Origin of the sequence: Dyadobacter sp., from assembly GCF_051859145.1 — a bacterium.
Taxonomy (GTDB): Bacteria; Bacteroidota; Bacteroidia; order Cytophagales; family Spirosomataceae; genus Dyadobacter.
Map to the genome: position 1 here is coordinate 1 of NZ_JBHYGF010000086.1, position 11371 is coordinate 11371.

At 47.0% G+C, this 11371-nt stretch carries 12 protein-coding genes; all 12 read left to right on the plus strand.

The genetic code is table 11. The annotated features are described in order from the left end of the window. Nucleotides 1-1693, plus strand: a 1693-nt coding sequence (locus ACTIE6_RS06555; protein WP_439555871.1) for a DUF5686 family protein, incomplete at its 5' end; no start/stop codon positions are given. Nucleotides 1694-1720: 27 nt separating this feature from the next. Further along, complete coding sequence (locus tag ACTIE6_RS06560; RefSeq protein WP_439555872.1) at nt 1721-2434, plus strand: nucleotidyltransferase family protein; 714 nt, start codon at nt 1721-1723, stop codon at nt 2432-2434. Nucleotides 2435-2491: 57 nt separating this feature from the next. Then, a complete protein-coding gene (locus ACTIE6_RS06565) occupies nt 2492-3361 on the plus strand; it encodes a hypothetical protein (protein WP_439555873.1) in 870 nt (289 codons plus the stop codon). Beyond that, nucleotides 3361-4332 carry a CDP-alcohol phosphatidyltransferase family protein gene (locus ACTIE6_RS06570; RefSeq protein WP_439555874.1) on the plus strand — a complete coding sequence of 324 codons (972 nt, stop codon included), beginning with the start codon at nt 3361-3363 and terminating at the stop codon, nt 4330-4332. The genes ACTIE6_RS06565 and ACTIE6_RS06570 overlap by 1 nt, the downstream gene beginning before the upstream one ends. Beyond that, nucleotides 4313-5356, plus strand: a complete 1044-nt coding sequence (locus tag ACTIE6_RS06575) for a lysylphosphatidylglycerol synthase transmembrane domain-containing protein (RefSeq protein WP_439555875.1) — start codon at nt 4313-4315, stop codon at nt 5354-5356. The genes ACTIE6_RS06570 and ACTIE6_RS06575 overlap by 20 nt, the downstream gene beginning before the upstream one ends. Before the next feature lie 70 nt (nt 5357-5426). Beyond that, nucleotides 5427-6137: an HAD family hydrolase gene (locus ACTIE6_RS06580; RefSeq protein ID WP_439555876.1), complete on the plus strand. Its 711-nt coding sequence runs from the start codon at nt 5427-5429 to the stop codon at nt 6135-6137. A gap of 7 nt (nt 6138-6144) precedes the next feature. Next, nucleotides 6145-7050, plus strand: a complete 906-nt coding sequence (locus ACTIE6_RS06585; protein WP_439555877.1) for a PfkB family carbohydrate kinase — start codon at nt 6145-6147, stop codon at nt 7048-7050. A 14-nt stretch (nt 7051-7064) separates the two neighbouring features. Then, nucleotides 7065-7637 carry a DUF4833 domain-containing protein gene (locus ACTIE6_RS06590; RefSeq protein WP_439555878.1) on the plus strand — a complete coding sequence of 191 codons (573 nt, stop codon included), beginning with the start codon at nt 7065-7067 and terminating at the stop codon, nt 7635-7637. Nucleotides 7638-7786: 149 nt separating this feature from the next. Further along, entirely contained in the window at nt 7787-8536 is a 750-nt protein-coding gene (gene cmoA / locus ACTIE6_RS06595) for a carboxy-S-adenosyl-L-methionine synthase CmoA (protein ID WP_439555879.1), read from the plus strand. After that, complete coding sequence (locus ACTIE6_RS06600) at nt 8536-9264, plus strand: methyltransferase family protein (protein ID WP_439555880.1); 729 nt, start codon at nt 8536-8538, stop codon at nt 9262-9264. The genes cmoA and ACTIE6_RS06600 overlap by 1 nt, the downstream gene beginning before the upstream one ends. A 104-nt stretch (nt 9265-9368) precedes the next feature. After that, entirely contained in the window at nt 9369-10670 is a 1302-nt protein-coding gene (locus tag ACTIE6_RS06605; RefSeq protein ID WP_439555881.1) for an NAD(P)/FAD-dependent oxidoreductase, read from the plus strand. Next, the gene (locus tag ACTIE6_RS06610) at nt 10667-11218 is read left to right on the plus strand and encodes a hypothetical protein (protein ID WP_439555882.1); all 552 of its coding nucleotides are present in this window, start codon (nt 10667-10669) and stop codon (nt 11216-11218) included. The genes ACTIE6_RS06605 and ACTIE6_RS06610 overlap by 4 nt, the downstream gene beginning before the upstream one ends. Nucleotides 11219-11371: the final 153 nt, after the last annotated feature.

Below are 11371 nucleotides of genomic sequence, written 5' to 3' on the forward strand. Positions count from 1 at the left end.
GATCGAACTGGGCTTTGTTCCGAGGAATAAAACAGATATGCTTTTTGAGGGGAAGCTGTTTGTTACTCTCGACGGAAAATACGGTGTGCAGAATGCCTATTTAACCGTAAATAAAGACATTAACCTCAACTTCATGCGCGACCTGGAAGCCAGTCTCGAATTCGAGAAAAGTGCTGATGGCAGGTACCACCCCACTAAGACTTCGCTCGCTATGGAGTTCGCATTGGGCGAAAAAAGCGCGGGACTATATGGTCAGCGGGTAGTTAACTTCAAGAATTATACAATCAATCAGAGCAGGCCCGACAGTGTTTACAAAGGTCCGAGTGAGGAAATCGCATATAATCCCGAGATTAAAGTAGGAGAGTCTTTCTGGGGAAATGCACGCCACATTCCGCTGGAAGCCACGGAGCTTGATATTTACAAGAATATAGACACACTCCAGACCATTCCTTCATTCCGGCGTACAATGGATATCGCCACTTTATTCCTGGCGGGGTACAAGTCGCTCGGAAAAGTGGAGATTGGTCCTTTCAATACCTTTTACAGCTTCAACCCGGTCGAAGGTTTCAGGCTCCGTTTTGGTGGCAGAACTACGCCGGAGCTTAGTAAGCGCGTGTATTTTGAAGCATATACAGCTTACGGTTTCAAGGATGAGAAATGGAAGTATTTTGTAGCAGGTACCTATTCGATCAATAATAAATCGGTTTACCACTTTCCGCTCAATTATATCAGGGCGAGCTACCAGCGGGATACCAAGATTCCCGGACAGGAACTGCAGTTTGTACAGGAAGATAACCTGCTGCTCTCATTCAAACGAGGCGATAACAACCGCTGGCTGTACAATGACATTTACAAACTGGAATACGTCCGCGAATTTGACAATCACCTGTCTTACAAAATAGGATTCACCCAATGGAGCCAGCGTGCAGCCGGGATACTTCGCTATCAAAGTCTAGATCCCGACGGTTCACTCCACGACGAGGGCATTCTGAACAATACAGAGGCGAACCTGGAATTGCGCTATGCGCCAAACGAACAGTTTTACCAGGGTAAGTTGTACCGCACGCCCATTATCAACCGCTACCCGATTTTTACGGTACGTTACAATGCAGGTTTGAAAGGTGTTTTCGAAGGCCAGAACAGGTACCACAACTTGTCGGGTAACATTGCGAAACGGTTCTATTTGTCGCAGTTTGGTTATGCAGATGTGACGGGAGAGGGAGGTTATATTTTTGGTAAAGACGTATTGTTCCCGCTGCTGACAATCCACCGCGCCAACCAGACTTACGCGTACCAGCTTAACTCATTTAACCTGATGAACTTCCTGGAATTTGTGAGCGACCGTTATGCGAGCCTGGATGTACAATATTATATGAATGGGTTTTTGTTCAATAAAATCCCGTTGCTGAAAAGATTGAAGCTGCGCGAGGTTTTCAGTTTCAAAGGTCTTGTAGGTGGCTTGCGGGATGAAAATAACCCTGCTATGCACCCGTCGCTGTACCGTTTCCCGGTTGACGAACAAGGCCGACCGATTAGTTATACATTATCGCGGGCGCCTTACATTGAAGGCAGCGTGGGGATAGCCAACATTTTCAAGCTGATCCGGGTTGACCTGGTGAAAAGGTTTACTTACCTCGACAATCCCGGCGTTTCGGAGTGGGGAGTTCGTGCCAGGTTCAAGCTGGATTTCTAGTACCAAATTTCTTTAGACACCAATTATATGCATTACGCCATCATAGCCGCAGGTGAAGGATCCCGGCTCGCCAGCGAAGGTTTTCAGCTTCCGAAGCCGATGGTACCGCTTTGCGGCGAGATGATGATCGACAGGCTAATCGGCATTTTCATGCGGAACCAAGCCGAGCGGATCAGGATTATTATCAATGAAAACTCGCCGGAGCTCGAAGCGCATTTGCTGGAACTGCAGGCGCATTTACCCATTGATATTGTTAAAAAAACAACCCCCAGCTCATTGCACAGTGCATTTGAGTTGCTCGATAGACAGACGGACATAGACGCAGTTTGCCTGACTACTACCGATACCATTTTCAGGGAAGAAGAATTTGCCGCATTTATCAATGCATTTGACGCAGATAAAAATGTGGACGGACAAATGGCAGTTACCTCTTTTATCGATGACGAAAGTCCGCTTTTCGTGCATGTGAATCAAAGTGAAATGATTACTGCATTTACGGATACCAATGAATTGCAGACCAGCTATATCTCAGGCGGCATTTATTGTTTGCGTAAAACTGCGATCGGGGTACTCGGCAAATCGGTACGCAGCGGGACTTCCAGAATGCGGAATTTTCAGCGGCAGCTGGTTGAGGAAGGCATTGAATTGAAGGCTTACCCATTTTCCAAAATTGTGGATGTAGATCACGTGAGCGATATTGAAACCGCAGAATCTTTTTTGAGCCAGGAACACCTTGCTTGAAAATCAGAAAACAACTGACACCAATGAATTAAAGACCGGTTCATTTACCGGCAGCGTATGAATGAAATTGAAATACTCGGCGTACACCGGAATAAAAAATACTCGCCAAATCACATTGGCAACGACGACGCAATCTTTTCGCTGACTGCCAAAGCGCTCGAAACAATGGGGTGCAAGGTAACGATCTGCTGCGAAGACGAGTTTTTGGCAATGAACAAAGTGCCGCATTCCAGGATTTTCACAATGGCGCGGCAAAAGCAGGTTGTAGCCAGGTTGCAGGAACTGGAAAATAGTGGTGTAAAAGTGGTTAACTCGGCTTTTGGAATCGAAAATTGCTTCCGCACCAACCTGACGCGGGCATTGAACGAACACCACATTCCGGTGGCAGACAGCTATATCGTGCCCACAAGCTACGATCAGGAAACCGTTTTTGACGATATTAAAAGCAAAGGTTACTGGATCAAACGCGGCGATTTTCATGCGATCCACAAGGAAGATGTATCCTTTGCCGCCTCTCGGGCAGAAGCCAAAGAAATCCTGCGGGAGTATGCACTGCGCGACATTCCTGATGCAGTTATTTCAGAAAACCTGGTCGGCGACCTGGTGAAATTTTACGGCGTGCGCGGGACAGACTTTTTCTTCTGGTTTTATCCATACGACAACAATCACCACAAATACGCGCAGTACCAGCAAATAAATGGTAACTCTACCTACTACGCCTTCGATGCAGCCCATTTGCAGAAAGTGGCTACCGAAGCTTCCGAGGCAGTTGGCATAAGTATTTACGGCGGCGACGCGATTGTGGGGCAGGACGGGCAATTCCGCATCATCGATTTGAACGACTGGCCAAGCTTTGCACCTTGCCGCGACCAGGCAGCCGGGCACATTGCGGGCCGGATTTTTCAGGAATTTACAAACGATAATTAATGGAGACTACCACTACCGGACCATCGGAATTAAAAGACGAAGCCAGTAATTCGGCCTTTCAAAACTCATTAAAATCGCGGGATACTGAGGAGCAGATCGATATCTGGTTTTATCGCCCGATCGGGTACCAGATCGCATTGTTTTGTACCAAAGTAGGAATCCGTCCCAATCCCGTTACGATTGTCAGCATTTTCTTCGGGGTAGCAGCCGGTATCCTTTTCTACTCCCAGGAACTTTGGGTAAATGTGATCGGAATGCTTTCGCTCGTATTTGCCAATTCACTCGATAGCGCCGACGGACAGCTGGCCCGGATGACAAATGATAAAAGCCGCCTCGGCCGCATTCTCGACGGGGCAGCGGGCGATTTCTGGTTTATTGCTATTCACGTTGCATTGTGTTTGCGCGGGATGAACGAAGGCTGGACTGCGTGGATCTGGGTATGGGGAGTTTTGGCTGGTGCTTCACACGTAGTACAATCCGCAATGGCCGACTATTACCGCAATGTGCATTTGTTCTTTATCAAAGGAACTTCCGGCAGCGAGCTGGACAACAGCCGCGAGTTACAGGCGGAATACGATAAACTGAGCTGGTCAGCCAATTTCGGGATGAAATTCGTAGCCCGGTTTTACCTGAACTACACCAAAATGCAGGAGAGTTTCTCACCCAACCTGCAAAAGTTACTCTGGCTTGTGCGGGGCAAATACAAAAACGGTTTGCCTGAAAAGCTTGTAACAGATTTCCGGGCGATGAACAAGCCTCTGATGAAGTATACCAACATTGTGCAGTTCAATACCCGCGTCATATTCCTGTTCCTCTGGCTCTTTATCGACCAGTCGTGGATTTACTTTTTCTTTGACATACTTATCCTCAACCCGATCCTGATTTACATGGTCGCGAACCAGGAAAAGGTGAGCAAATTCTTTCATCAGCAGATCACGAGCGGCAAAATCAATGAATACCAAAGTATATAAAGCGATTTTCCTGGCAATCGGCGTCATTTCCCTGGGCTATATGATTTATGGCACCGGGGTGGATGTGATCTGGGAAAATATCCAGCTGACCGGCATCTGGTTTGTGCCCGTGATCGCAAGCTGGCTGCTGATTTATATGCTCAATGCATTTGCATTTAAAGCAATTATCCACGAGCCTGCGGTACCTGAAAGTAACCTGTCGTACTGGGCAGTTTTGCGGCTTACAATTTCCGGATACGCCATTAATTACATTACCCCGTTTGTCGCGCTGGGTGGCGAACCTTACCGTATTTTAGAGTTAAAACCTGCATTGGGACTCAAAAAGGCAACTTCTTCGGTGTTGCTTTACAGTCTGATGCACATGTTTTCGCACGTGCTGTTCTGGCTGGCGAGCATTGTGCTGATCGTGGCGGTGGTTCCGTTGAGCGACGTCATGCTGGCAGGCTGCGGGATTTTGCTCGTAGTCGGGTTGGTATTGGGTTACTGGTTTATCAATGTGTATAAAAAAGGTTTCATGGTAAGCACATTCCGCTTGCTTGAAAAACTACCTTTTGTAGGTGATAAAGCGCGTGACTTCGCGATCAAAAATGCAGAGAACCTGTATGAAGTTGACGAGCAGATCCGCATTTTGTACGCCCAGCGCCGCGACGTTTTTTACGCATCGCTCTTTTACGAATTCGTCGCCCGGGTAATCGGCTGTCTTGAAATATACTTCACCGCACACGCCATTGGAATGGAAATGAGCCTCTCGCAATCACTGATCGTAAGTTCCGGTTCTTCCCTTTTCGCAAACCTGATCTTCTTCTTCCCGATGCAGCTGGGTACCCGCGAAGGCGGATTGGTACTCGCGTTACGGAGTGTAGGATTATCAGCCTCACAAGGTATTTTCATCGGAATCGTAATGCGCATCAGAGAAATCGTCTGGATCATCATCGGGCTTGCATTAATGAGTAAAAAAGTAAAGCCAGATGAGCAGCAGGAAAATGAAGACCTGAAAGCGGTACCTGTGACTGCACACCGCTAATTTTAAATAGATGACAAGGCAAAACGCATCAGGCTGATAGCCGACTGCCGAAAGCCGAAAGCCAACCAATATGATTAAAGGAATTCTACTCGATTACGGTGGTACAATCGACACCAACGGCCTGCATTGGGCGCATGTTTTGTGGGAAGCTTACCAGCATAATCAGGTGAATGTGAATAGGGAAGCATTTTCACAGGCGTATAAATATGGTGAAAGAGCTTTGGCACTGAAGCCCCTGGTTCAGCCGCACCATGTTTTTTACGATGTACTTTCACTAAAACTGAAAGAGCAGTTCGACTTCCTGAAAGAAAACGGGCACGATATTGATGTAACCGCCATAGATGCAATCGCGCGTGAATGCAACCAGTTTGCACACACTACAGTCGAAAAAGCAAAACCTGTGTTGGCTGCGCTTTCAGCAAACTATCCGATTGTGATGGTTTCCAATTTTTACGGGAACATCCAAAGCGTTCTTGCGGATTTTGGTATCCTGCATTATTTCCGATCGGTTGTTGAATCTGCTGTGGTGGGTGTCAGAAAGCCTGATCCGCAGATCTACCAGCTTGGGGTTGATGCATTGGGCCTAAATGCAGGGGAGTGCGTGGTGATAGGGGATTCTTATTCCAAAGATATTGCGCCGGCAATGCACCTCGGCTGCAAGGCAATCTGGCTGAATGTGGCTGGCTGGGAAGATGCCGGTGGCTCCGGTCAGGCATTGAATGAAGTTATCGAAATCACAGATTTTGCCAAAACCGCAGAGGTTATCAATCAATTTTATTAAAAAGCTTATGTACGAAATCTGCACGATAGGTCACATTACCCTTGACAAGGTGGTTACGACCCATTCAGTGAATTATATGCCGGGCGGCACTTCCTTTTATTTCTCGAAGGCGCTGCGTGATTTTGATGTAAAATATATGCTGGTAACCGCTCTCGCAGAGCAGGAAAGCCACATTGTTACTTCGCTCCGTGACGAGCGCATTGAAGTGATTTCCCAGGAAAGTCCCTATACCGTTTATTTCGAAAATATTTACAGCGCCAACCAGGACCACCGCGAACAGAACGTGCTGCACAAAGCTGCTCCGTTTACAGTAGCACAAATGCCGGAAATCGAAGCCCGTTTTTTCCACCTGGGCCCGCTGCTTTCCGATGATATCCAGCTGGATCTGCTCCAATATCTTGCTACGAAAGGCGCGGTATCTCTCGATATCCAGGGTTACCTGCGGTTTGTGAAAGACAAAAAAGTGTACTACACCGACTGGGCCGACAAAAAAGAAGCATTACCGCACGTTTCGATCCTGAAAGCAAATGAGTTTGAAATGGAGGTAATCGCAGGTACTTCCGATATCCGCGAAGGCGCGAAGATTATCGCCGGAATGGGCGTAAAAGAAGTAATTATTACACTCGGCAGCAAAGGCTCGCTCGTTTACAAAGATGATCATTTTTACCAGATCCCGGCCTTTAAACCTGCTGCTGTGGTAGATGCGACCGGCTGCGGCGATACGTATATGGCGGGGTACCTGAGCAAGAAAGTAAGAGGCGCTGATGTACAGGAAGCAGGGGAGTTTGGCGCAGCAATGGCAACATTAAAAATTCAGTCTTCGGGGCCGTTTTCGGGAAACCAGGAGGCAGTGAATCATGTTGTCAAATATGGGGAGTGCGATCGGGAAGTAATCGCGCAGGCCATTTACTGAAGCGTTTATCTATTATGAAATATGTGAGGAATTGGTTGATGGCATTGAGCCTGATACTGTCGTCGTACTCGGGGACTTTCTCCGCAGGCGACAAGGACGGCGATAAGCTGCCCAATCCGGACGAGTTTCCGGTACCGAGTGATGTGCCTGGGCTGCTATTCTACATTCAGCGCGACCCGAATGCAAATACAATCTGTTATCAGCTAAATACCGACAAACAGGGCCGGCTCAGTGTTAAAGATCCTGTTAATACGTTCTGGATCAGATATACAGACGGCGGTGAGCGTAGAGAGCTCAATTATCTTCAGCGCAAGTTTGCCTACGGGATCAATGTGAAAGACAAAGGCAATGCATCTTACGAGCTGCGGTCTGTTGCTTATTCAAAACTTCCCCTGCAGCTACGGAAAGACAACCGCAATACTTACCACGTTTACACCACGATTGATAAAAAGGAATGCATTCTCAGCCGCGTGTTCATCCGCATTGACGGGGGTACATTCTGGTCGCCAAATGTTCTTTACATAGAATTGAAGGGAACAGAACTTGCTACCGGAAAGACGATTGTTCAACGTATAAAACCCTCCTGAGTGGCTCCAATCGCCAAATTGTCATAAGATTGCAACAGGATTATTCAGTTGCTTGTAAAGGTTACGTAACAAGTTCGCATATTTGGAATGGAATTTTCGGTTTTGGCCGGAAAGCCAGGCGAAATCTAACGTAATCTAACTATTGACAAATGGAGCATATTGAGAACGGAGGTCAGGATGAAGTCTTCAAAGACGAGATCACCAAAGCTTCCGATTTTAAATTCGGTACTACCGTAGTAAAAGTGTTTGACGATATGGTCAGCCGCTCTGTACCGTTCTACAATGAAACACAGCGGATGCTCGCGGAAATTGCCGCGGACCACGTTAAAGAAGGCAGCTTTTTATATGACCTGGGCTGCTCTACCGGCACCACGCTCATCGAAGTAGACAAGCTTATCCCATCCGATATCAAGTTCATCGGCATCGACGAATCTCCGGAAATGCTCGCAAAGTGCGATCTGAAATTCAAAGAAGCTGGCTTTGTGCGTCCCTACGAATTGCAGCCGGGCGATTTGCAGCAGGAAACTCTCCCCATTTCAAATGCCTCGGTTGTCATCCTTTGTCTTACCATGCAGTTTGTGCGCCCGCTCTACCGCGAGCGACTTTTGCGCAATATCTACGATGGACTGAATCCCGGCGGTGTGCTGCTGCTGGTGGAAAAGGTACTTGCTGAAAGCAGCGTTTTCAATCGCGATTTCATTAAATATTACTATAACTACAAAAGAAGAAACCATTACAGCGAGCTCGAAATCTCCCAAAAAAGAGAGGCGCTTGAAAATGTGCTGATCCCATATAAGTTATCTGAAAACATGCTCCTGTTGAAGGAAGCCGGTTTCGCGGATTGCGAAATATTCTTTAAGTGGTACAATTTCTCAGGAATGATAGCTTATAAAAAATAATGATAGCGATAGGAAACTTCTTTTTCAAGTACAGGAACAATCTGTTCATCTTTCTTTACCTCCTCCTTTTTCTCCCGTCACCATTACTTTTCAAACCCCAGCATTTCGGTGAAAAATACTATTTGTACCCGATCATTCTCGGGCTGCTGGTGACATTTGCAGGCGAGATCATCCGCGGGATCACGATTGGTCTTGCCTATATCATTCGCGGTGGCAAGGACAAGAAGGTTTACGCCGAAAAACTCGTCACTGAGGGGATCTTCAATCACTGCCGCAACCCCTTGTATGTGGGGAATATCCTGATGCTTTTGGGTGTTGGAATTCTTGCCAATTCGCTCATTTATGTGGGAATCGTAATGCCCCTTTTTCTGTTTATTTACCAGGCGATTGTACTTGCAGAGGAAAACTTTCTGCGCAATAAATTTGGTGCTCAGTTTGATGCGTATTGCAGCCGTGTCAACCGCTGGCTGATCAATTTCCGGGGTATATCCCACGCATTTGACGGGATGAATTTTAATTACAAAAGGTGGATCCTCAAAGAATATAACACGCTGCTTGTCTGGCTGCTGGGTATCTGCGCAATCCTGATCTTCAAATATCCGCAGCTCGTGCCTGACAGTGATTCGCGCATCATTCTCTTTGTGGCGGTTGTGCTGGTGCTGGGTGCGGTTTACGGTTATATCCGTTATCTGAAAAAATCAGGAAAAATGACGGATACGATGGCGTGATGCACTTCTAAAATACTTTGGCATGCTATTTGGCAGTCAGGTAAAATCTGAACCCTTCTGAATGAACATAAAAATCATGACCCCCTAAGACCAAAACAGGACTTATGAGAATTGTTATCATTGGAGGAGGATTTGCCGGCATCAACCTGGCTATGGATCTTGCCAAAAACAAAAAGTTTGACGTGACATTGGTGGATAAAAACAACTACAATTTTTTTCCACCATTGATATATCAGGTTGCCACTGCATTTCTGGAACCTTCGAGCATCAGCTATCCTTTCCGGAAATTGTTTTCAGAAAGGAAAAACCTGCATTTCCGGCTCGGTGAATTTACCAGGGTAATACCGGAGGAAAATCGAATTATACTTGCAAATGGTGAGTTGGAATACGATCAGCTCGTATTTGCAACCGGCGCGGAAACCAACTTTTTCGGAATGGAGAATGTGAAAAACAATTCCACTCCGATGAAAACGCTGGAAGATGCGATCGGCATGCGCAACAAATTGCTCCAGCAAATGGAAAAGGCGACGATCTGCGAAGATCCTGCCGAAGTGAAAAAGCTGCTGACCGTGGTAATTGCAGGAGGTGGGCCTACCGGTGTTGAGATTTCAGGGATGTTTGCGGAAATGCGGAACGGTGTACTGCGGAAAGAATACCCCGAGCTTGCCGGAAAAGGTAGTGAAATTTACCTGGTTGACGGGGGAGACGCTTTGCTTTCGCCCATGAGTGTTAAATCGCAGCAGGATACTTACGAAGCGCTGAGCAAGTTGGGCGTGAAAATCAAGCTGAATGCGCATGTGGTCGACTTCAAGGATGATAAGGTTTACTTCACCGACGGTGAGTTTATAGAAACCAAAACACTGATCTGGGCTGCGGGGGTTACGGGTAAGGTTTTCGAAGGAGTACCGCCTGAGGCTTACGGAAGAGGTCGCAGAATGCTGGTGGATGCGTACAATAAAGTTAATGGGATGCATAACATATATGCGATTGGCGACGCCTGTCTGCAACTCACTGACCCCAATTTCCCGCAGGGACACCCTCAGGTGGCTCAGGTTGCTATACAGCAGGGGAAAACTTTGGCAAAAAACTTTAAAGCTGCTGCCGACGACAAACCATTGAAAGCATTTACCTATCACGATAAAGGTTCAATGGCGATTATCGGTCGTGCAAAAGCAGTTGTAGATATGCCGCGGCCCAAGCTGCATTTTAAAGGTCTTATTGCGTGGCTTGCCTGGCTTTTCATTCACCTGATTGCATTGATCAACCAGCGTAACAGGATCAAAACGCTTTATAACTGGATGGTGGCTTATTTTACGAAAGACCAGTCTTTACGAATGATCATCAAGCCGGCCGAACGCGACGATCACGAAGCGCCCGTACCTGTACAAAAAGTCACAAGTATATGACAGAATCTTCATCCTACGCTTACGACTCGCCGGGTACGGTATCCGCTGTTTTTCTGACCAGAGCCGATGCAGATAAAGCATACAAATCGCTTTTGAAGAACGGCTATAAAGAAGACGAGATCTCTGTATTAATGTCCGACGAAACGCTGAACAAGCATTTAAGCGATTCAAGCGACCACTCAGAACCGGAGTCCAGGCCGGGCAATGAAGAAGAAAAAGGGAAGGTAATTGGTGGAGCGACAGGCGCATTCACTGGATTGTTTATGTCATTAAGCCTCATTGCTGTTCCCGGATTGGGTATATCCATTGCCGGTCCGGTTGTAGCCGGGATCACGGGCGCAATTACAGGTCGCACGCTGGGTGGAATTATCGGTGCCAGAATTCCGTCGACCCACTCGGAAACCTACGAAGAAGGCGTCAAAGAAGGAGGTATCATCATCAGCGTCGATCCAAAGAACCTGGCTGAGCGGGATGCCATTATACAGGACTTCAAACTACATAGTGGCCGTGATATCCTGACTAACGACGGGTATTCCAATTGGGGATAATTAACTTCATTTCATTTCTCAATTCAAATTTTGCCTCCTTATTGCGGCGATTTGCTGAGCGCTTTCGCCTGTTCGAGGTAGGTGCGCAGCACCGGAATTTTTCCGTCAATCCACGATTTCAATGTATTGTCGGAAACTCTACCTGCCTGAGCT